Origin of the sequence: Pigmentiphaga sp. H8 (genome assembly GCF_003854895.1) — a bacterium.
GTDB lineage: Bacteria > Pseudomonadota > Gammaproteobacteria > Burkholderiales > Burkholderiaceae_B > Pigmentiphaga.
Window position 1 is genome coordinate 2202146 of record NZ_CP033966.1, and the last position, 21618, is coordinate 2223763.

Annotated in this window: 21 protein-coding genes; 11 read left to right on the plus strand and 10 right to left on the minus strand. The window is 65.7% G+C overall.

Features of this window, described 5'->3' with window-relative positions; translation table 11 throughout:
• Nucleotides 1–31: 31 nt before the first annotated feature.
• Genes EGT29_RS10385 through EGT29_RS10395 form a run of 3 tightly spaced genes read right to left on the minus strand, consistent with a single transcriptional unit; the run spans nt 32 to nt 2015 of the window.
• Nucleotides 32–265 carry a hypothetical protein gene (locus EGT29_RS10385; RefSeq protein WP_124688955.1) on the minus strand — a complete coding sequence of 78 codons (234 nt, stop codon included), beginning with the start codon at nt 263–265 and terminating at the stop codon, nt 32–34.
• A complete protein-coding gene (locus EGT29_RS10390) occupies nt 249–1676 on the minus strand; it encodes an FAD-dependent oxidoreductase (protein ID WP_124688956.1) in 1428 nt (475 codons plus the stop codon). The genes EGT29_RS10385 and EGT29_RS10390 overlap by 17 nt, the downstream gene beginning before the upstream one ends.
• Nucleotides 1677–1718: 42 nt before the next feature.
• On the minus strand, nt 1719–2015 hold the full coding sequence (locus EGT29_RS10395) for a YciI family protein (protein WP_124688957.1): 297 nt from the start codon (nt 2013–2015) through the stop codon (nt 1719–1721).
• Nucleotides 2016–2137: 122 nt separating this feature from the next.
• Between EGT29_RS10395 and EGT29_RS10400 the strand changes: the two genes are divergently transcribed.
• Genes EGT29_RS10400 through EGT29_RS10410 form a run of 3 tightly spaced genes read left to right on the plus strand, consistent with a single transcriptional unit; the run spans nt 2138 to nt 5223 of the window.
• A complete protein-coding gene (locus tag EGT29_RS10400) occupies nt 2138–2929 on the plus strand; it encodes an SDR family NAD(P)-dependent oxidoreductase (RefSeq protein WP_124688958.1) in 792 nt (263 codons plus the stop codon).
• A 14-nt stretch (nt 2930–2943) separates the two neighbouring features.
• Nucleotides 2944–4359: an FAD-dependent oxidoreductase gene (locus EGT29_RS10405; RefSeq protein ID WP_124688959.1), complete on the plus strand. Its 1416-nt coding sequence runs from the start codon at nt 2944–2946 to the stop codon at nt 4357–4359.
• 24 nt (nt 4360–4383) lie between these two features.
• Nucleotides 4384–5223, plus strand: a complete 840-nt coding sequence (locus tag EGT29_RS10410; RefSeq protein WP_124688960.1) for an SDR family NAD(P)-dependent oxidoreductase — start codon at nt 4384–4386, stop codon at nt 5221–5223.
• Nucleotides 5224–5242: 19 nt separating this feature from the next.
• Here EGT29_RS10410 and EGT29_RS10415 read toward each other — a convergent pair whose 3' ends face one another.
• A complete protein-coding gene (locus EGT29_RS10415; protein WP_124688961.1) occupies nt 5243–5986 on the minus strand; it encodes an IclR family transcriptional regulator in 744 nt (247 codons plus the stop codon).
• Nucleotides 5987–6070: 84 nt separating this feature from the next.
• Entirely contained in the window at nt 6071–6832 is a 762-nt protein-coding gene (locus tag EGT29_RS10420; RefSeq protein WP_161567773.1) for an SDR family NAD(P)-dependent oxidoreductase, read from the minus strand.
• Nucleotides 6833–6932: 100 nt separating this feature from the next.
• On the opposite strand from EGT29_RS10420, the gene EGT29_RS10425 reads away from it, so the two are divergent.
• On the plus strand, nt 6933–8336 hold the full coding sequence (locus tag EGT29_RS10425; RefSeq protein ID WP_124688963.1) for an MmgE/PrpD family protein: 1404 nt from the start codon (nt 6933–6935) through the stop codon (nt 8334–8336).
• A 20-nt stretch (nt 8337–8356) separates the two neighbouring features.
• On the plus strand, nt 8357–9388 hold the full coding sequence (locus tag EGT29_RS10430; RefSeq protein ID WP_124688964.1) for an Ldh family oxidoreductase: 1032 nt from the start codon (nt 8357–8359) through the stop codon (nt 9386–9388).
• 8 nt (nt 9389–9396) lie between these two features.
• Here the strand turns inward: EGT29_RS10430 and EGT29_RS10435 are convergent, their stop codons facing one another.
• The 5 genes from EGT29_RS10435 to EGT29_RS10455 are packed head-to-tail and all read right to left on the minus strand — an operon-like array spanning nt 9397 to nt 14699.
• Nucleotides 9397–10380, minus strand: coding sequence for a tripartite tricarboxylate transporter substrate binding protein (locus EGT29_RS10435; protein WP_124688965.1), 984 nt, complete (start codon nt 10378–10380; stop codon nt 9397–9399).
• A 25-nt stretch (nt 10381–10405) separates the two neighbouring features.
• Nucleotides 10406–11182: an SDR family oxidoreductase gene (locus EGT29_RS10440; protein ID WP_124688966.1), complete on the minus strand. Its 777-nt coding sequence runs from the start codon at nt 11180–11182 to the stop codon at nt 10406–10408.
• A gap of 2 nt (nt 11183–11184) precedes the next feature.
• Nucleotides 11185–12303: a CapA family protein gene (locus EGT29_RS10445; RefSeq protein ID WP_124688967.1), complete on the minus strand. Its 1119-nt coding sequence runs from the start codon at nt 12301–12303 to the stop codon at nt 11185–11187.
• Nucleotides 12304–12318: 15 nt separating this feature from the next.
• Nucleotides 12319–12537 carry a rubredoxin gene (locus EGT29_RS10450; protein ID WP_124688968.1) on the minus strand — a complete coding sequence of 73 codons (219 nt, stop codon included), beginning with the start codon at nt 12535–12537 and terminating at the stop codon, nt 12319–12321.
• A gap of 5 nt (nt 12538–12542) precedes the next feature.
• Complete coding sequence (locus tag EGT29_RS10455) at nt 12543–14699, minus strand: 3-hydroxyacyl-CoA dehydrogenase NAD-binding domain-containing protein (protein ID WP_124688969.1); 2157 nt, start codon at nt 14697–14699, stop codon at nt 12543–12545.
• 133 nt (nt 14700–14832) lie between these two features.
• Here EGT29_RS10455 and EGT29_RS10460 point away from each other — a divergent pair, with 133 nt between their 5' ends.
• Genes EGT29_RS10460 through EGT29_RS10485 form a run of 6 tightly spaced genes read left to right on the plus strand, consistent with a single transcriptional unit; the run spans nt 14833 to nt 21594 of the window.
• Nucleotides 14833–16005, plus strand: a complete 1173-nt coding sequence (locus tag EGT29_RS10460) for a thiolase domain-containing protein (RefSeq protein ID WP_124688970.1) — start codon at nt 14833–14835, stop codon at nt 16003–16005.
• Nucleotides 16002–16418 (plus strand): Zn-ribbon domain-containing OB-fold protein, encoded by a 417-nt coding sequence (locus tag EGT29_RS10465; protein WP_238160354.1) that lies wholly within the window; start codon nt 16002–16004, stop codon nt 16416–16418. Before EGT29_RS10460 ends, EGT29_RS10465 begins: the two co-directional genes overlap by 4 nt.
• Before the next feature lie 14 nt (nt 16419–16432).
• Entirely contained in the window at nt 16433–17602 is a 1170-nt protein-coding gene (locus EGT29_RS10470; protein ID WP_124688971.1) for a beta-propeller fold lactonase family protein, read from the plus strand.
• Nucleotides 17603–17658: 56 nt separating this feature from the next.
• Nucleotides 17659–19791, plus strand: a complete 2133-nt coding sequence (locus EGT29_RS10475; RefSeq protein ID WP_124688972.1) for an acetate--CoA ligase family protein — start codon at nt 17659–17661, stop codon at nt 19789–19791.
• A 13-nt stretch (nt 19792–19804) separates the two neighbouring features.
• Nucleotides 19805–20818 carry a 2Fe-2S iron-sulfur cluster-binding protein gene (locus EGT29_RS10480; RefSeq protein ID WP_124688973.1) on the plus strand — a complete coding sequence of 338 codons (1014 nt, stop codon included), beginning with the start codon at nt 19805–19807 and terminating at the stop codon, nt 20816–20818.
• A 50-nt stretch (nt 20819–20868) separates the two neighbouring features.
• Nucleotides 20869–21594: an enoyl-CoA hydratase/isomerase family protein gene (locus tag EGT29_RS10485; RefSeq protein WP_124688974.1), complete on the plus strand. Its 726-nt coding sequence runs from the start codon at nt 20869–20871 to the stop codon at nt 21592–21594.
• Nucleotides 21595–21618 lie beyond the last annotated feature (24 nt).

Here is a 21618-nt window from a genome sequence, read left to right on the forward strand (position 1 = left end):
TTTTTTTGCGCTCCACGGAGCGGGAAGCCCGTTACTTGGGCAGCAGCATGTCCACGATGACTCTTACCAGCTCGACATAGCTGCGCAGGATCAGGTACAGGAATGCCGCCAGCGCGGCGCCGACGGGCAAGGCGACGGGATAGCCGTGCGCCAGCCATATCCAGATGCTGAGCAGCAGCAGCGCCACGGCGCAGACGGGGGGTAGAAGGTCGCCGCGCGCGACGATGAGATTGAGAATGCGGTACGGGTCATTGGGGTGGGACATCTGGGCTCCTTTGCCAGGCGGCGATGTGGTCGGCGGCGCGCAGCGCGGTGACCGTGGATCGGGTCAGGCCACCCAGGTAGGCGACATGTTCGCCCCCTTCCAGTCCGCCCGCGGCACAGCCGGCGGCGTACAGACCGGGAATGGGCTGATCGTTTGGTCCCATGACTCGGGCATGGCCGTCGATGGCCAGGCCGCCCATCGTGTATGTCATGCCGGCGCACAGGCGGACCGCGAAGTACGGACCTTGGCGCAGGGAGTAGGGCTTCAGGCGTTCGGCGGTCCGGGGTGGCGCCAGGGTTTCCGTTTTGCCTTGCTCGACGGCCTCGTTGTAGTCCGACACCGTTCGTGCCAGGCGCTGGGGATCCAGGTCGAGCTTTCCGGCCAGTTCGGACACGGTCGGGGCGGTGTATACCGTGGCCCCTTTCTGCGGCAGTTGCGGATTGGCCGGCGAAATGAACTCGCGCCCCGGGCCGGTCCACACCGCCTCGTTGAAGATCGCGACCGTGCCCAGGGGATCGTCCTGGGCGGCGATGGCGTTGACGAGATAGACCCCGCCGCGTCCTTCGTCGGCGATGCGGCGGCACGAGGCATCGACGACGATTCCCGCGCTGCAAAGAAAGTCGGCGATGGGAAACGGAGACAGCGCATCGTTGTCCATGGCCTCCCGCGCCAGGACGTGTCCGTAGAACCGGCTCATGCCGACGACTTGCGCTCCCGCCCGCATGGCCATTTGCAGCCCATCGCCGGTGCCGCTTCCCGAATTGCGCTGCCTGATCTTCCCGGGACTTGTCGTGATGTATCTTGCGACCAGTTCGGGGTTCGCCTGAAACCCGCCGTCGCAGATGACGACGGCCCGTGCGTGAATACGCAGCGGCGTTTCCTGGCGCAGGACATCCACCCCCACGCAGCGGCCCGCGTTCATGACGAGGCCGTTCGCCCTGGCGCCGAGCAGGACTTCGCCGCCGTTCCTGGCCAGTTCCGCGGTCAGGGTCCGGATAAGAACGTCGCCGCCGCGTCCCTCCCAGTACTTGTCCTGGTTCAGGTTGATGGGAGGCGCGAGAGAGTGCTTCCTGAATATCTCGTGGCCGACCTTGATGAAGCGCACGCCCTTTGCCTTCAGCCATGCGGTCGCGGCGCGAATGTCGCCCGCGAGGGCCTGGACGAGTTCGGGATTGGCGGTGTCCCGCGTCCGCTGGCTGATGGCTTCGAGTATGACCTCGGGCGGGTCATCCACGTCCCGGTGGGCAACGTGGAATGCCCCCCCGGCAATTCGGGTGTTGCAGGGATATCTGTCGTCGGTTCCCTTTTCGAGAACGACGGTTCTGATCCTGAGTTCCGACAGGCGTAGCGCGGTGGACAGGCCGGCGATGCCGGCGCCGATGACCACGGCTTCGTAGTTGAGCTCTTGCATGGGAATCCCGTCGATCGGTTGAGACGAGAGGGGAGCGGGTCTTCAGGCCGCCCGCTCGGGAAAGAATCGCCCCTTCCTGATGCGCCTGATCACGACCGTGTCGAAGACCCCGGCGCGATAGAAGGTCTCGTTGTGGACGAAGGCCTCGGCATCCTGGCGCGTGGGGACGTTGACGATGAAGAGGCTGCCGATGTTGGCCGAACCGTCGTCTGCTTCCTGGGGGCCGGTGAAGAAGATGTGTCGGTCGTTGTCGTCCAGGTATTGGCGGTGTTCGGCAAGCAGGCGGTTGCGTGTCTCCAGCTGCGACGGCTTGTCGGTGCACATGATCATCCAAAGCATGGCGGTCTCCTTTTATTGGTTTCGAAGAATGGAACTAGTATTGATTGTCAGAACTCATGATACCATGCGATCGTCGAATCTCAATCATTTCTGTGTAGGCGAACATGGGACAAGGAGGCGTGATGCGGCTGTTGGATCGAGTTGCGGTCATTACCGGAGGAGCTTCGGGAATCGGTCGGGCCATCGCCGACCGGTTCGCGGAAGAGGGGGCGCGTGTCGTGATCGCGGATCTCAGCGCCGAGGCCGGCGCCAGGGCGGCGGACGAGATCAATGGCGCCGCTTCGCGCGGGTCGGCGGCCCATTACGTCGTGGACGTCAGCGCTCGGGATCAGGTGCAGCATTTCGCGGCGGCGGTGCAGGAGCGATTCGGCCGCATCGACGTGTTGATCAATAACGCGGGCGTGACGCGTTATCGCCCGTTCCTGGACGCCACGTCGGACGACTGGAATGCCGTGCTGGACGTCGACCTGAAGGGCGTGTTCTTTTGCGCCCAGGCGGTCGCGCCGGCGATGGTCAGGCAGTCGTACGGGAAGATCGTCAACATCGCCTCGGTCTCCGGCACCGGGTGTTCCGCACATGCCGCGGGCGGTTCGCCGGGAGGCAATGCCGCTTATGCGTCGGCCAAGGCGGGGGTGATACAACTGACCAAGACCCTGGCGCGGGAGCTCGGACCGAGCGGCGTCAACGTGAACTGCGTCGCGCCGGGATTCTTCCTGACTCCGCTGACCGGCAGCACCCGCACTCCGGAGCAGGTCAGGGAACACGTCGCGGCCCGTGCCGGCATGGCCGTGCTGAACCGGCCGGGCAAGGTCATCGAGCTGGCCAACAGCGTTCTCTTTCTGGCTTCCGACGAATCCAGCTTCATCGCCGGGCAGACTCTGTTCGTGGATGGCGGGCGAACCGACAGAATGTGAACCGGAGACGGCATATGGCTGCGGATCGGAAGTATGCCTGCGACGTGGCGGTGATCGGAGGGGGGATCTCGGGCCTGGTCGCGGCGGTGCGGTGCGCCCAGGGAGGCCTGCGCGTCCTGGTGCTGGAGCGCCAGTCCGGCGAGCGCTATCCGTGCAATTCGCGCCTGAGCGCCGGTGTGTGGCATATCTGTGCGTCGGACATCCTGGATGCCCCCGAAACTCTGGAATCGAAGATGCTCGAGGCCACGGGAGGCGAGGCCGATCCGGCGCTGGCGCGGGTAGTGGCCCATGACGCGGCTCGGGTGGTCGACTGGCTGAAGGCGCTGGGTATCCGCTTCATGAAGGGGCCGTACGCCTATCAGCGGTTCGTGATGGCTCCGCCGGCGGTGTCGCCGCAGGGCGCGGCATGGGAAGGGTGCGGTCCCGACGTGGCTCTGCAGACGCTCGAGGAAAAACTGAACGAGCTGGGCGGCAGCGTGCTGCGTGGGCACCGAGCCACCGGACTGGAGATGCTGCCGGAAGGGGTGGGAGGGCTGCACGGACTGACGCAGTCATCCGAGCCGTTCGAGGTGCGGGCGGGGAAAGTGATCATCGCCGACGGTGGTTTTCAGTCGGATCCCGGGCTGGTCAGGGAGTGGATCGCTCCCGATCCGGACAGATTGCTCGCGAGGAATTCGCGCGCCTCGACCGGAGACGGGCTGCGGATGGCCCGGGAAGCAGGCGGCGCGGCCAGCGACCTGCGTGGTTTCTACGGGCACCTGCTGTCCAGGGATGCCGCGCGGAACGAGGCCCTTTCTCCCTATCCGTACCTGGACTACCTGGCGACCGCGGGGGTGGTGGTCGACGCCGCCGGCAGGCGAATCGCCGACGAGGGCCGGGGCGGGGTTTTCCTGGCCAACCGGGTGGCCGCGCGTTCCGATGCGGGGGACCACTTCGTGGTCACGGACCAGCGGATCTGGGAGGAGTGCGGGACATTCCGCATTACTTCGCCGAACCCGCTGCTGGCCCGGCTCGGGGCAACGATGTATCAGGCGGACTCCATCGAGGCCGCAGCCGTGCTGGCCGGGATCGACGCGTCAGGGCTGGCCGCCACGGTAGCCGCGTACAACCGTGCGTTGGCCGATGGCTCGACCGCCAGCCTCGATCCAGCGCGCAGCGCGGACAAGTACAAGCCCTGGCCGCTCGTGGTGCCTCCCTTCCATGTCTTTCCGGTGTTGCCGGGTATCACGTATACCATGGGGGGAATCGCCATCGACGCGCATGCGCGGGTCGTCACGAGTACGGGGATTCCCGTCGGGAACCTGTATGCGGCCGGATGCGCATCGGGCGGCCTGGAGGGCGGCACCCGGCACGGCTATGTGGGTGGACTGGTCAAGTCGGGAGTGACCGGCCTGCGGGCGGCGGAACACATCCTCGACATCCCGACCTGAAAAAATCTACGAATGGGAGTCATGATGAGCGCATCTTCAGGATCCGGTGAAGGGTGGACGGCCGGCCAGCGTTTGCAGGCCAAGGTGGCGGTGGTCATAGGCGGTGGCCAGAGTCCGGGCGAGGGAACAGGCAACGGGCGGGCGGTCGCGATGCGTTTCGCCCGCGAGGGGGCCCGCGTGCTGGTTTGCGACCGCAATCTGGAGGCGGCCCAGGCGACGGCCGCGCTGATCCGCGAAGAAGGATTCGAGGCCGTCGCCTCGAAGGCCGACGTGACGGTCGAGCAGGATCTGGCGGCGGTGATGGACCTGGCGCTGGCACGGTGGGGCCGGCTCGACATCCTGCACAATAACGTGGGTATCAGCCTGGCCGGCGGCGATGCGGATCTGCTGGACATCACGGAGGAAAGCTTCGACTTCGTGAGCAGGGTGAATCTGAGGGGAACCGTGTTCGCGTGCAAGCATGCCGTTCCCATCATGCGCAGACAACGGGCGGGGGCTATCGTCAACGTGGCTTCCGCCGCAGGGCCAGGCCTTTATCCCTATGTCGCGTACAAGGCGTCGAAAGCGGGCGTGATCGCATTCACCGAGCAACTGGCCCTGCAGAACGCCGGATACGGCATCCGGGCGAACGCGATTCTTCCCGGCCTGATCGGAACGCCCATGGCGGTGGAGGCCCGGGTCAGCAAGTTTGGAAAGTCGAGGGAAGACGTGGAAGCCGAGCGCGCCGCCAAGGTTCCGATGAAAAGGCAGGGAACAGCATGGGACGTGGCCAATGCCGCGCTCTATCTTGCTTCCGACGAAGCCGGTTTCGTGACCGGCGTATCGTTGCTGGTCGACGGCGGGCGGATCCTGAACCGCGTGTAGCGGCGCGCCCGCCCGGCATCTACGGCATGGCCGCGACTGATCCTCCGAAGTGGCGCGAGATCTCAGCCGTGCCTTCCAGGAGTTCCTTGGTGAAGTGTTTCTCGTTGGACTGCATGCGTACCGTGGGGCCGCCTATGGACATGCAGTACTTCACCTCGTCGTTGACGTCGAAGATGGGCGCGGAGATCGCGGTCACGCCCAGCAGCCTTTCCCCGTGCGACACCGAGAATCCCGCCTGGCGGACTTCCTCGAGCTCGCGCACCACTTCCGCCTGGGTAATCTTGCGCGCCCGGGCCAGCGCCGACAGCAGCGGCGTGAGGTCCTTCTTGGGCATGTAGGCCAGAAGGACCTTGGTGGCGGAACCCGCGACCAGGGGGACCTGTTCCCCGGGCTGGATCACGCTGCGCAGCGAAGACGCGGCAGATACCGCGTCCACGCAGACCCGGTTCTTGCCGATGATGGTATGGATGGAGACGGTCTCGCTGACTTCCTCGGCAATGCGGGCCATGATGGGACGCGAGATCTCGCGTATGCCCAGCGTGCTTTTGACCAGTCCGGCAAGCCTGAGGAAGCGCAGGGAAAGGCAGTACTGCTGATCCTCGAGCCGGATCAGGTAGCCGGCCTTCTCGAGGCTGTGCACGATCCGGAACGCCGTCGATTTGGGAAGATCTATCCTGTCGGAGATCTCTTGCAAGGTGAGGCTTGTGCGGTCGGCGGTGAAGGATTCGAAGATCGCGAGAATTCTTTGTACGGAACGCATCATGGTATGGAAGTCACGTGCCAGGAAAGGGGTGCCAGCTTGTGAAATGGGTTTTGTTGCCCGGAATTTCAGCCGGAATCCTGCCTACTATACTTGACTTCCCTGGCCGTGGTCGCCGTAGCAGCCTTGCGTAATGGTGCTGCGGCCGCCGTCCACGACGATGTTCGCCCCGTTGACGTAGCCCGCCGAATCGCCGGCCAGGAACAGCGCCACGCGGGCGACGTCCTCGGGGGTTCCGGTCCGGCGGGAAGGGGTGAGCGCGACCAGCGCCGCGTCCTTGGCGCGGACGATGCCGTCCCGGATCCCGCCGGTGGATATGCAGTTGACGCGCAGTCCGTATCGGCCCAGGTCATGGGCCATGACGTGCGTCAGGGACACGAGCGCCCCTTTGGCGGCCGAGTAGGCGGCGATGGACGGATTGCCCAGGACGCCGTCTATCGACCCGTGATTGATGATGCATCCGCCGGGCCGCCGCTTCATCAGGGACAGGAAGCCTTGCGCGCAGACGAACGCCGCGGTCAGGTTCCTTCCGATCATGGTGGCCCAGGTCTGGCCGGTGGTGGCTTCGAAGGACTGTTCGACGACCCTGCCGGCCAGGTTGAAGAGTATGTCCACCCCTTCGACCGCGCGGGCGCATTCCGCGGCCACGCGGCGCACGTCGTCCTCGTTCGTGACGTCGACGAGGAAATCCGGTGGTGTGAGGCCATCGGCGCCGCGAGGGGGCCAGCCGTCCGAGCTGTCGTCCAGGCATATGACACGGGCGCCGGCCGCCGTGAAGAGATCGGCCGAGGCCCGGCCGATGCCATAAGGATTCCCGGTGATGACCGCGGTTTTCCCGTGCAGGTCCATGACTCTTCCTGTTGTTTCGTTAGATGAAACCAAGACTGACCAATGGAACTTAAATGATACCATCGCAGCCCATGCCAAGACAGCCCGTGGAGACTGAAAGATGGCCCTGCCGAACCCCATCGACGCCAGCGCGGCGCGAGGCAATGCGAACCGCCTGCTCGAGTTCCTGCACGGTGTCGGACAGATGCCGGAGTCGGCGCCGACGGACCTGGCGCGGTGGTGCTTGTTGGATGCCCTGGGGTGCGGCCTGCTCGGATCGCGGCAACCCTGGGGAAGCATCGTCCAGGACGACGTTCTGGAGGGAAGCGGTCCGGGAAGCTCCAGTATCCTGGGCCGGCGGCAGAGGGTCGGAGCGAGCCAGGCGGCGTTGTGCAATGGCACGGCGATGCACGGATTCGAGCTGGACGACCTGCTGGCCGCCGCGTTGATCCATCCGGGGGCGGTCATCGTGCCGGCCGCTCTGGCGGCGGCGGAGGCCGCCGATGCGGACGGGCTCGCGCTGCTCAGGGGCATCGTCGCGGGCTACGAGGCAACTGAGCGCATCAGTCTCGCGCTGGGAACGGATCCGTCCAGCAGGGGATTCCACAAGACGAGCGTGGTCGGGCCGGTGGCGGGCGCGGTCGCGGCCGGCGTGTGCATGGGGTTGGACTTCAGGAAGCTCCAGTGGGCCGTGGGCCTGGCGTGTTCGTGCGCCTCGGGGATCAAGAACTTCGCGGTCGGTGGCGGCGCGGGCATGGTGAAGCGTCTGCACGCGGGCAGAGCCGCGGAGGCCGCGGTCCGGGCCGTGATGCTGGCCGATCGTGGATTCACCGCCCCGCTTGGCGCAATAGACGGAAAGTTCGGGCTGCTCGAAGCGTTCGGCGGCGCATCCGCCCGGCCCGAATTGCTCGATGCGCAACTGGGGGGGCGCTGGGCGCTCGACGATGTGTGGGTCAAAGTCTATCCGATCTGCGGATGGATACAAGGGGTCGTCCAATTGCTGCTCGAGATGCGGGCGGAACATTCCCTGGATCCGGTCGAGATCGGGAAAGTCACGGTGGCGACGAGTTCGTTCGCCGTCAAGTACAACGGCAGCACCGAAATCGTCGATACCATGGATGCGCAGTACAGCATTCCTTATTGCGCGGCGGTGGCCTTGACAGGCGATCCGCTCGACCCCGGCGAATACGGCGACGAGCGGATCCAGGACTCCCGGCGACGCGCGCTCGCGTCGAAAGTGAAACTGACGGTGGACGGACATGCGGATGCCGTCTATCCCAAGCGCTTCGCCTGCCATGTCACCGTCTCGATGAAAGACGGATCGCGGTTCGAGGCGCGCACGCAGGATGCGCACGGGACGCCGGGCGATCCCTGTACCGGGGCCGAGCGGGTGGTCAAATTCTCCAGGCTGTGCGAACTGGCGGGGCTGGGCCTGGACGCCGCTTCCGTGGCCGAAGGCGTCCGGTGCCTGTCGTCGGGCTCGTCCGTCCGCGTTCTGATGAACCTGCTGCAACCCGCCCGATGAAACCGTTTCCTGGAGATGCCATGAATGCCCGACTGCTGGACCAACCGACCGCCGATACGGTAAGGATGAGCGTTGCCGAGGCCCGGGCCCTGGGCGAGGCCGCGCTTTGCAGGATAGGTTTCACCCAGGACGAAGCGGCGATGGTGGCCGAACATCTGGTGGATGCCGCCACGTGGGGCTATGAGTTCGCCGGACTGCCGCGGATCCTGGTGATCGCCGACAGGCCGGAGCTGCAGCGGCCGCGCCAGCCCGTGTCCGTCGTCAGGGAAACACCGGTTTCGGCGCTGCTCGACGGCGGCAACCACGTCGGATACGTGTCGATTCCCCGCGCCGTCGAGGTCGTACTGGACAAGGTCCATGGTTCCGGCGTTGCGATAGTAGGACTTCGGAACAGCTGGTTCGCCGGGCGCAATGCCTACTATCTGGAACGGATAGCCAGGGCCGGTTTCGCGGTGGTGTATTTCGGCAGCAGCACGCCCACCGTCGTGCCGCCGGGGGCCGCCAGGAAAATCCTCGGCACCAATCCTCTCGCGATTGCCCTGCCCGGCAAGGACAATCCATTCATCTTCGATATGGGCACCGGCGCGGTGATGACCGGGGAAATCATGCTCAAGTCATTCCTGGGCGAAGACTTCGCGGAGATCGTCGGCATCAATGCGCGCGGAGAGCCGACGCGGGCCGCGAGCGAGCTGAAGGAGGGCGGCGTGTTTCCTTTCGGCGGACACAAGGGCTATGGCGTGTCGTTGGCGATCCAGGCGATGGGCCTGCTGGCGGGTTCCCGGTTCCGGTTGGGCGAGGTCAGCGACTTTGGTTCGTTGTTCATCGCATTCGATCCGGAGTTGCTCATGTCCAGGGAGCAGTTCGTCGCGGAACTGGACGAGCTGCTCGCCAAGGTGAAGGCCTTGCCTCGCCAGCCGGGCATTTCCGAGATCCGTGTGCCTTCCGAGCGCGGTTTCAGGGAAAGGGAGATCCGCCGCCGGGAAGGCATCCTGGTGAACCGGTACGTCGTCGACCGGCTCAACGAGATCTGCGGGGCAGGTCGGCCGGCCTGAGCCGTCGATCACTCGGGCTGTATCCCCGCTTCGCGTAGTTCGGTGGACCACCGGGCAAGGTCTTTTCGCGCCCAGTCGGTGAACTCCTGAGGCGTGCTGCCGATGAGCGTGAAGCTGAGGCTTTCCAACTGCTTGCGCACGTCCGGCGTCTTGAGGATGTCCGCGAGCTTGCTGCTCAGTTTTTCGATGATCGCCGTTGGCGTCCTGGCAGGCGCCAGCATGCCGTAACAGGTGTTCACTTCGAAGCCCGGGAAACCCGCTTCCGCCAAGGTCGGGACGTCGGCGACCAGCGGCAGGCGCTTCGAGGACGTCACGGCGAGCGGCCTGACCCGGCCTTCCCGCGCATACGGCACCATTTCATGCGGGGCGGAGAAGAGCATGTTCACCTCGCCGGCCAGCATGGCCTTGTTCGACAGTCCGGCACCCTTGTACGGGACGTGGACCATTTTCAGCTTCGTGCGCTGCAGGAAGAGCATGGCCGAAAGATAGCTGGTCGTGCCTATGCCGGAGGAGCCGAAGGTCAGGCCGTCCGGCCTGGACCTGGCGTAAGCGACGAGCTCGCTTACCGACTTCACCGGTATCGATTCGTGCACGACCAGCATGTTGGGCGCGCACGCCAGCAAGGATATCCGCTCGAAGTCGTTCATCGTGTCGTACGGCAGCTTCTTGTACAGGCTGGGGTTCAGCGTATAGCCGCCGGCAATGAGGAGCAGCGTGTAGCCATCCGGGCTGGCCTGGGCCACCGCGGAGGTTCCGATGATGCCGCCCGCGCCGGGGCGGTTGTCGACCACCACGGTCTTGCCCCAGCTTTCCGTCAGCTTGGCGCCGAGGAAGCGCGCCAGCACGTCGATTCCCCCTCCTGGCGACGACGGCGCGATGATCCGGATCGTTTTTTCAGGGTAGGCCTCGCCGTTGGCGGCCTGGACACCGGCCATGAGAAGCACGGCAACTGCCAGCGAGGAAAGACGATGGTTCTTCATTGCCTTGTTCATGACTGTCTCCGGTGCGTTGCAGGGGTTAGAAGATCGCGCCCACCATGCCTCCTTCCACGTTGATGGACGAACCCGTGATGAATCCGGCCTGCCTCGATGCCAGGAACGTGACGACGCCGCACACTTCTTCCTGCGAGCCCATGCGGCCGAGCGGCGTGAGTCTTTTCCTGGCGGCCGCCTGTTCGGGCGTGTAGGCAGCCTGGCCGCTTCGATGAGAGGTATCGATCAAGGCGGGGGCGACGCAGTTGGCCGTGATGCCCGCATGGCCGACTTCATTGGCCAGATGCTTGACGTAGGTGCTGACGCCGGCCCGGAAGACGGTGGACAGGCTGTGGTGAGGCATGGGCTGCTTGACGGAGGCCGAGGTGACGGCAACGATCCTGCCCCATCCGCGTCCCAACATGGCCGGAACGAGTTCCTTGGCGACCTGGATGACGCTCCAGAGCTGGTTCTGGTAGGCCTGCGTCCAGCGGGCCTCGTCGGTCTCGTCCAGCGTCGCGCGCAGGGGGTTGGGGGCACGGCCGGTGTTGAGAATGAGTATGTCCGGGCCTTCCAGCTCTTCGCAGGCGATGCGCCGCAGCCGGGCGACATCGTGCTGCGCAAGCATGTCGCCCGGCACGGCAATGGCGCGCACGCCATGTTGCGCCCGGATCTCGTCGGCGACCGCTTCCAGCTTGTCGGCGCTGCGGGCAAACAGCACGACGTTGGCCCCTTCTGCGGCCAATGCGTGCGCGATGTTGCGCCCCATGCCGCTACTGGAGGCGGTGACGACGGCGGTCTTGCCTTGAATGCCCAGGTCCATGCCTACTCCACGAGGACGACGACTTCGTTTCCGTCGACGGCGAATCGGTGCGGCATGTCTTCCGACACCCATTCCATGTAGTCGAGGACCTGCGCGAAACGCGGGTCTGCCTGCTCCAGGGGCTCTGGACGGTATCGGCTGTCGAACGACATGGGGACGAAGGCAACCCGGTCCAGCCCGGTGGACGAGGCGGTTATCCTGGCCAGCAGTCCTATGGTGCAGTCCTTGCCGTAAGGCATGAAGGGGAACGCGGGGTCGAGGTCCGCGTGATTGCGGACGGCGCCATGCATCCAGGCGGGTTCCTTCCAGGACGGGGCCGCGAACGACTTGGTCATCGCGAAAACGCCGAGGCTGTAGAAAATGGGTTTGCCCCGGTAGACCTCGATCGCCTTGGGCACGTGCGGCGCATGGCCGACGACGACATCGGCGCCGGCATCGATGGCGGCATGGGCGACGGCGACCTGGTAATCGGATATGACCCGGGGCAGGCGGATGACGCCGGAGTGGAAAGCAAGGACCACGACGTCGACCTGCTCGCGCAGCGCCCGGATATCGTCGAGCAGGCGCGACAGATCCACGGCGTCCGGCTGGGTGTGGATGCGGACCGGCTGGTGCGGTCCGCGCGTTTCATACAGCGTCTTGACGCGGATGGCGGTGACGCCGGGGCGGTTCGCGCCGGCTTCGCTGCCCGCCGCCGCGACCGAGGTGTACCCCAGGTATCCGACCTTGACGCCGTTGCGTTCGACGATGGCGGGCTTGCGGGCCTCGTCCAGGTCGCGGCCCGCCCCGGTTACCTGGATGCCGCGCTGATTCAACAGCGCGCGCGTATCCAGCATGGCTTCGGCGCCGCTGTCGAAGCTGTGGTTGTTGGACATCGTGACGGCATCGAAGCCGCCGTGGGTATAGATGTCGGCCATTTCGATCGGTTGTCCCACCTGTGGCGCATGCTCGGCGCGGACGTTCCGGCTGGAGTAGGTTCGCATGCAATTCACGAACCGGATGTCCGCGGCGCGGAGTACGGGCCCGACGAGTTCCGTATAGCCCTCGACGGGAAATCCTTGTGACGGGCCGTGGGTCGGGCCGCAGTCGCCGCCGATGACGACCGTTACGTTGCTGGACATCGTGTTCTCCTCCATTCAGATTTCGATCATTTCGAAGTCTTGCTTGCCCGCCGAGCATTCCGGGCAGATCCAGTCCTCGGGCACGTCCGCCCACCGGGTGCCGGGGGGGATGCCTTCGCCCGGCATGCCGGCGGCCTCGTCGTAGATGAAGCCGCAGAGTATGCACTGCCAGGTCTTGAACGGAGCGGCGGCAGGGGGGGGCGCCGTGGCCGGCGTGGTGTTTGGGTCGTTCATATTCATCATTTCGTGGTGCCAGGGGTTGAAGGCTGCCGTACCAGCGACGGCAAGGTACCGGTATCGGGCGCGGCGGCGTCGCGCAGCCTGCCGTCCTGCGCGACGATCCGGGCCAGCAGCGGACTGGGCTTCCACCGCTTGCCATATCGGTCGTGCCATGCCTGGACCTCGCGCAGGACCACGGGCGCGCCCACTCCGTCCGCCCAGTACATCAATCCGCCACGATGGCGGGGGAAACCGAAGCCATTGAGCCACATCGCATCGATGTCGCTCGCGCGGAAGGACTTGCCTTCGTCGATGATCTTGCAGGCTTCGTTGACCGAGGCGAACAGCAGCCGGTGGAGAATTTCTTCGTCCGTGAATTCCCTTTGGGGGATGTCGAATTCCCGCGCGATGTCGGCGATGACCTGGCTGACGACGGCGTCGGGGCGAGGCGTCCGGTCGTTTTTCTCGTAGCGATACCAGCCGGTGCCGTTCTTCTGGCCATAGCGGCCCATCTCCACCAGGCGATCCGGGACGTGGAGCTTGCGATAGGTGGGGTCCGCGGCGGCGCGGCGCTTGCGCGTGTCGTAGCTGACGTCCAGGCCCGACAGGTCGCTGACCGCGAACGGACCCATGGGGTAGCCGAAATCCATCATGACCTTGTCGATCTGCCAGGGCAGGGCGCCTTCTTCGAGAAGCAGCATCATCTCGGTCACCAGCGGAGCCCGGCTCCGGTTCGCGGCGAAGCCGTCGCACGATCCGGCGACCACGCTGATCTTGCCCAGCGCCTTGCCCATTGCCGTCGCACGGCCGAGCGTGTCGATCGAGGTGGCGTCGCCGGCAACGATCTCGCACAGTTTCATGACGTTCGCCGGAGCGAAGAAGTGCGCGCCCGCCACGGACCCGGGCCTTTTCGTGGCGCGGGCCATGACGTTGATGTCGATCGCGGAGGAGTTGGTGAGCAGCAGGGCGTCCGGTTTCATCACCACGTCCAGCTTGCCGAAGATGTCCACCTTCAGGTCGATTCTTTCGAATACGGCCTCGATGACGGCGTCGCAGTCGCCGATGCTTTCATAGCGGCTGACCGGTTCGATCCGCGCCATCCTCTCCCGCATCTGATCCGGGGTGAGGCTCTTGCGCTGAACCCGTGTCTCGTAGGTCGACCGGATGCGTTCCATGGCGCGTTCCAGCGCCTCGGGGGTGGCTTCGAGCATCTTGACGGGAATGCCGACGTCGGCGAAGGCGATCGCGATGCCGCTTCCCATGGTTCCTCCCCCGACCACCGCAGCGCGGCGAACCTTGTCGCCCGCGGCCGGCGTGGCGATGCCGGGGATCTTGCCGGCCGTTTTCTCCGCGAAGAACGCATATCTCAGGGCCTTGGATTCGTCCGAATGTTCGAGCTCGGAAAAGCGATCATGCTCGAGCTCAAGGCCCGGACCGAAATCCGCATGCAGAGAGGCCGCCACCAGTTCGATCGCGTAGCCCGGCGCTTTCAAGGGCGATTTCCTGCGGGCCGCCGTCTTGCGCGCCGCTTCGATGATTTCCGGTTTCTCCCGGTCGGCGTCCTGCCATGCAGTCAAGAGGGACGTCCTGCGCAGCGGCCGCCCGGACGCGATCCGCCGGGCGACGCCGGCCGCGAATTCCACCAGATCGCCAGCGGCGATTTCGTCTATCAATCCCAGGGCCAGTGCTTCGTCCGCGCCCACTTGCCGGCCGGAGAGGATCAGGTCCAGCGCGGCCTCGGCACCGACGAGCCGGGGAAGCCGCTGGGTACCGCCGCCGGCGGGAATGATGCCCAGCTTGATTTCCGGCAGGCCGAGCCTGGCAGCCGGTGTTGCGATGCGGTAATGACAGGCGAGGGCATGTTCCAGCCCACCGCCCAGGCAGTAGCCGTCCATGGCCGCCACGACGGGTTTTTCGCTGGCCTCGATGGCACCCGCGCTGGCCCGGGTGGTTACCGCGCGTGCTTTTCCGAACTGCCGGATATCGGCCCCGGCCATGAAGTTGCGGCCGGCTCCCGTCAGCACGATCGCATCCACCACCGGATCCTCGTTCGCCGCCTTGACGAAATCAATGATGCCTTCGCGTACGCCGGGCGCCAGGGCGTTAACGGGCGGGTTGCGTAGGGTGATGATGCCTACGCGATCGCGGATCTCGTAGCTGACTACCTCGTCGTTCATGGGGGAACCTCAATTCCGTTGCGCTATCGGAGCGGATCGGCAGTTGCCTTTCGCCATGGTCGGTATGCTATCATGAGTTCCTGTAGATGGTATCAGTTTCATTCATTGGAACTTTAAGGTTTGGGAGGGACGAATGGCGGGCAAGGATCAGGCATACATCGTGGGAGCGTACGAGCACCCGCTGCGCCATGCGCCGGATCATTCCGTGGCCAGACTGCACGCCGAGGTGGCGAAAGGGGCGGTCGAGGACGCGGGTTTGTCCAGGGACGACATCGACGGGTTCTTCTGCGCCGGCGATGCGCCGGGGGCCAATCCGTGGTCTTTGGCCAACTATCTCAACCTGCGCAAGCTGAGGCACCTGGACTCGACCGACATGGGAGGGTGTTCGTATCTCATACACGTGGCGCACGCCGCCCAGGCGATCGCCGCAGGCCGATGCAACGTCGCCCTGATCACGCTGGCCGGCCGTCCCAGGTCCGAGGGTATTTCCGGAACGCAGGTGCGGGTCAGGGGTTCGAATCTTCCCGAGTCGCCGTACGAGATGCCGTACCGGCCGGTGACCTTGAATCTGTATGCCATGTGCGCGATGCGCCACATGCATGAGTTCGGCACGACATCGGAGCAGCTTGCATGGATCAAGGTGGCGGCGTCGCGCCACGCGCAACACAACCCTCATGCGATGCTGCGCAAGCCGGTATCCGTCGACGAGGTCCTGGCATCGCCGCTGATCTCCGATCCGCTGCGCCGTCTCGATTCCTGCGTGGTGACCGATGGCGGCGGCGCCCTCATTGTTGCGCGCGCCGAGGTCGCCGCACAGTTGCACAGGCCCCGGGTCCGCATCAAGGGATATGGCGAGACCACCAAGCATCAGGATGGGGGGAAGATCGATCTCACCTACACCGGACAGGCCTGGAGCGGCCCCCGGGCCTTCGAGGCCGCGGGCGTCGGACCCGGCGATATCCAGTACGCCTCGATCTATGACAGCTTCACCATCACCGTGCTGCTGCAACTGGAAGACCTCGGGTTCTGTGGGAAGGGCGAGGGCGGGCGGTTCGTCCAGGACGGAAACCTGATCGCGGGCGTGGGCAGGCTACCCGTGAACACGGATGGGGGCGGGCTTTGCAACAATCATCCTTCCAACCGTGGGGGGATGACGAAAATCATCGAGGCGGTCAGGCAGCTCCGGGGCGAAGCACACCCGGAACTGCAGGTCCCGGGGTGCACGCTGGCCCTGGCGTCGGGCATAGGCGGCGCGATCGGCCACCGCCATGGCGCGGCGACCTTGATCATGGAACGGGAGGCATGATGACGGAGCAGCGCAGCGGCGCCTGGAAACTCGGCGATCCCGCATTGAACCCGGGCGACGAGGAATATTTCATCGCGGCCCGGAACGGGAGCCTGCTGGTCGGCGCATGCCGGGCATGCGGGGAACTCCACCACTATCCCAGGTGCATGTGTCCGTTCTGCTGGAGCGCCGAGGTCGAGCTGAAACCGGCCGCGGGTGCCGGAACGATTTACACGTTCAGCGTCACGCGCAAGGGTCCGGACACGCCTTATTGCATTGCCTACGTGCAGTTGGACGAAGGGCCGATCATGATGACGAACATCGTGGACACCGATCTGGATCTTGTCCGGGTCGGGCAACGGGTCAGGCTCGTATGCGTTCCCACCGATGGCGATTACGCCATTCCCATGTTCACGCCGGCGCAGGCCGAATGAGCCCGGAGGCATCGATGAGCGGCGCAACGGTGTTGTACAGCGCGGTAGGGAACGTGCTGGCCCGATACGAGATCGACAGGGTCGAGGCCCGGCTGACGAGGCGGGCGGAATTTCTCATGCCGAGCCGGGTGCAATATGCCTGGAGGCATCCGGCGCTGCGGGTTCTTTATGTGACGACGGCCAGTTCCGGCCCACGGACCCATTCCAGGGACAACCAGGTCACGGCTTTCCGCATCGACCGGGAAGGCGGGCTGTGCCAATTGGGCGAGACGCGGAACCTGGCGGCCAGGGCGGTGCACCTCTGCGTCGACCCAGAAGGAAAGTTCGTCATCAACGCGCACAACTTCCCGCGATCGTGGGTGACGGTTCATCGGATACGGCCGGACGGATCGCTGGGGGAAGCGGTCGAGCAGGACGAGCAGACCGACTTCGGGAGTTATCCGCACCAGGTGATGGCCTTTCCCGATGCGTCGGCGGCATTGGTCGTGGACCGGGGAAACCATGCGACCCAGGACAAGCCCGAGGATCCGGGGGCGCTGCGGGTGTATCCCATGAAGGATGGCCGGCTCGTCGCGGGGCAGGTCGTCGCGCCGGGGGGCGGGTTCGGGTTCGGACCGCGCCACGTGGCCTTCCACCCCGGTAAGCCGTGGTTGTACGTGGCGGACGAGCGCCACAACTGCCTGGCCATGTTCCGGGTGTCGAACGGCTCGATCGAGGAAAGGCCCGCATACGTGGCCACCACGCTCGAGAACCCCGGCGCCGCAGGGCCGCGGCAGCTCGTGGGCGCCATCCATGTCCATCCGGACGGGCGCCATGTCTATGTTGCCAATCGCGCGGACGAGACCATGGCGGCAGGAGGGCGGAAAGTGTTCGCCAAGGGGGAGAACAGCATCGCCGTCTTCCAGATCGATCCGTCCAGCGGCGAGCCCGTGCGTATCCAGAACGCGGACATCGGTTCCTTCCACGCCAGGACGTTCGCGCTGGATCCCGCAGGCGGCATGCTCGTCGCCGCCAGCATCAAGGCCATGAACGTCCTGCGAGACGGGGAAATCGAACACGTTCCCGCGGCACTTTCCGTTTTTCGCATCGGGCCGGACGGGCGGCTCGCGTATCAGCGCAAGTACGACGTGCCACTGCCGGACGGCGAACTGCAGTACTGGATGGGCATGGTCGAGCCGGCGTAGCGCCATGTCGCTGCCGGGGAAGAATCGAAGTCGAACAGGTGGATGGTAGAGACGGTATGAGCAAATTCCAATTCTTGCTGGAGCCCCGGTCCATCGCGGTGGTCGGGGTTTCCGACGACGCCGCGCGTCCTGGCTCCCAGGCGGTTCGGGCCTTGATGAGGAACGGCTATCAAGGGCGGATCTTCCCGGTCAATCCGAAGTACCAGGAATTCCAGGGGTTGAAGTGCTATGCCTCGGTGCAGGCCATCGACGAGGACGTGGATCTGGTCGTGATCGGCGTACCCGCGAAAGGGGTGATTCCTGTCATGCGGGAGTGCGCGGCGAAATCCGTGCCCTATGTCACCGTGTTCAGCGGCGGATTCCGGGAAAGCGGGCCGGAAGGCGTCGAGCGGGAAAAAGAGCTGCTGGACATCGCCCGTGGTGCGGGCATCCGGGTCATCGGGCCCAATTGCCTGGGATTCGCCAGTATTCCCTCGAATGTCTATGCGGCGTTCGGCAGTATTACCCGGGATCCCAAGCTGGAACCGGGCAATGTCTCGCTGGTGACGCAAAGCGGTGGATTCGGCTACAGCATCGCGCTGGCCTGCGCCGAAGCGAAGATCGGCTTCAGGCACGTGGTCGCAACCGGCAACGAAAGCGACATCGACACGGTGGAGATGATCGATGCGCTGATCGACGATCCGGAAACACGGTGCATCGTGGCGTACATCGAAGGGACCCGGGACGGCCGTGCATTGCTGCGGGTCGGCCGGCGTGCGCTTGCCGCCGGCAAGCCCGTCCTGCTGTGGAAGGGCGGAGTGACGGAGCAGGGAGCCCGGGCCGCGGCGTCGCACACGGCCAGCATGACCGGCAGCTACGATTTCTACCGGGCGCTGTACAAGCAGACGGGAATCGTGGAAATCGGCGAGCTGCACGAGGTGGTGGACTACCTGAAGGCGTTCGCGCCGGGCAAGCAGCCGCAAGGCAATGCCGTCGCCGTCATGGGCGTTTCGGGCGGATCGGCGATCGTCTTCGCCGACGCCGGCGAGCGGCGCGGGCTGACGCTATCCGCGCTTACCGAGGCGACGCAGGAGCGCCTCGCTCCCGTGGTGCCGAGCATAGGCGCGATACACAATCCCATCGACCTGACGGCCGGCTATTTCTCCGAGCACAACAAGGACAAGCTGGAAGTCGCGCTGCGAGCGGTCCTGGATGATGACCAGGTCGGTTCGCTGTGCGTGAACCTGGCGACGACGGGACCCGGCGGCAGCGCAGTGGCGGCCGAGGTCATCGCGCGGGTGTCGAATCACTATTCCAAGCCCATCGTCGTCTTCTCGTCGACGCCGGTTGCGGCGAACGCCGAGGCGCTGGACATCTTCTCGCAAGCCCGTATCCCGGTGCTGCCTTCGCCGTCCCGGGCGGCGCACGCGCTGGCCGTGCTGTGGGCCTACGGGCGGGCGCGCGAGCGCATCGTGGGCGCCGCGCTGGCAGAGCCCGCCGCCGAGCTGGACACGGACGCGCGCGCGGCGCTGCGGGCCGGGCGGGCGCTGTCGGAAATGGAATCCAAGGCGGTGCTGTCCAAGGCCGGGGTCCCGGTCACCAAGGACCTGTTGGTGCGCGGCGACGAACGCGCGGACCTGGCGGGCCTGTCCTACCCCGCCGTGGTCAAGGTCGTGTCGCGCGACATTCCCCACAAGTCCGAAGTCGGGGGTGTGAAGGTCAATCTGGCGTCCGCGGAAGCAGTCGCGTCGGCGATCGGGCAGATACGCGAGAGCGTCGCGCGGCTGGCGCCGGCGGCGGCCATAGACGGCATGATGGTGTCGGAGATGGTCACCGAGGGTTTCGAACTGATCGCGGGCGTGGTGAACGACGTGGTGTTCGGGCCGGTCGTCATGGTCGGCGCGGGGGGCATCTATGCGGAGATCCTGAAAGATGTCTCCTTCAGGCTGGCGCCGTTCGACGAACGGACCGCGCTGGAAATGCTGGACGAACTGCGTTGCCGGCCGATATTCGACGGCGCGCGCGGGGGCGCAACCCTGGACGTGGCTTCGGCCGCGCGTGCCCTGGCCGCCCTGTCGCGCTTTGGCTGGGCCGTTCGGGACGAGGTCCAGGAAATCGATGTCAATCCGCTGTTCCTGTCCTCCCGGGGCGTCGTGGCGGCGGATGCCTTGGTGGTGCCGAAGGCTCGGCCCGGACGCGGTGCGGCATGACGGAGGGCGAACGGTGTCCACCAACCTGAAGATAAGCTGCCTGCCGGTGGAAATGACATTCGAGGCTACGGCCGGCGAGTCCATCCTGGCGGCGGCGCTGCGGGCGGAGGTCGTACTGCCCCACAGCTGCAAGACGGGGCTGTGCGGCACCTGCCGGGCGCGCGTCGTCGACGGGCAGGTCGATTTCGACGCGGCGAAGGCCAGGGGGCTTTCCCGGCACGACCGCGACGAAGGTCATGTCCTGCTGTGCCAGACCAGGGCCGTCTCGGACGTGACGCTCGAGTGCAATATCGTGGAAGAAACACGCAACGTGCCCGTGCGCCGCGTCGCGGCGCGGGTGGCCGGGGTAGAGGCGCTTTCCGACGACGTGCGGCGGATCCGGCTCGCCTTGCCGGAGGGCGAGACGCTGGGTTTCGTCGCTGGCCAGCATATGAACGTGGTCATGTCCGGCGGCGTGCGCCGCTGCGTGTCCCTGGCCAATGCGCCGTCCAGCGGCGATGGCTGGCTGGAGATGCATCTGCGGAATTACGGCGGCGTGCTGAGCAGGTATGTCTTCGAAAGCGCCAAGGATGGCGACCTGATGAGGATGGAAGGCCCCTTGGGGACCTTCGTCCTGCGCAACGGATCCGACCGCCCATTGCTTTTCGTCGCTAGCGGGACGGGATTCTCGCCGGTGAAGGCCATGATAGAAACCCTGATCCGGCAGCGTTCCGGCAGGCCCATGGCGCTCTACTGGGGCGGGCGCCGCCCTTCCGATCTCTATCTTCACGAGCTGGCGAGCCGCTGGCATGACGAAGCCCGACTGATCTACGTGCCGGTCGTCTCCGACGGACTGGCGACGGATGCCTGGCAGGGGAGGACCGGTTTCGTCCACCAGGCCGTCATCGACGATTTCGACGATCTTTCCGGCCACGACGTGTACGTATGCGGGGCACCGGCGATGGTGGAGGCCGCGCGCCGCGAGTTCATCGGCGCGCGCGGGCTTCCTTCCAGGCAGTTCTTCGCCGATGTGTTCCAGCCTTCGTAGCGCGGCGCCATGCATGCAGCGACAAGATGTCCCAGCGAGAGAGCAAGAGTATGACCGAACATGAAACCCTGGTGCGGATCGAGGTAAGGGATTCGATCAAATGGATGGTGCTGAACCGGCCCGCGAAGGCCAACGCCTTGACCGTCGGCATGATGGAAGCCATGGCGCAGGCCATCCACGAAGCCGCTGCGCAGGAGGATGTCCGAGCCGTCGTGCTGTGCGCGCCCGGCGCCCGCATCTTCTGCGCCGGCGTGGACGTGAAGGAGCAGGCGCCGGACGGTGACGTCGCCGGGCAAAGGGAACGGCGTTCTGTGGCGTTGGCGCGGCTGCAGGACGCCGTGCTGGACAGCGCCAAACCCATCGTCGTCGCGGTGGAGGGCGCGGCCATAGGCGCTGGCGCCATGCTGGCCTGGCTGGCGGATGCCTGTGTCGCCAGTGTCGAGGCAAGCTTCTCGCTGCCCGAGATCGACATCGGCATACCCACCTTCTCGGGCGCCAGCATCGTGGAAGCGGTGGCGGGTCGCAGCGCGGCCATGGACCTCGTCCTGACGGGGCGCCGCATGCCCGCCGCCGATGCCCGGACCAGGGGGCTGGTGCGGGAACTGGCCGAACACGGCGCGGTGCAGGGCCGGGCGGAGGAGCTGGCGGCATTGCTGGGCGCCAAGGGGGCGCAGGCGTATGCGCAGGTCAAGCGATGGATGAACCGTGGCGTGAAGCGTGCGCTGGACGAGGCCCGGCAAGAGCATGAGCGGCACCGGGCCGCGATCAGGCACTAGGAAAGCAGGCTGGCTGAGCAAGGA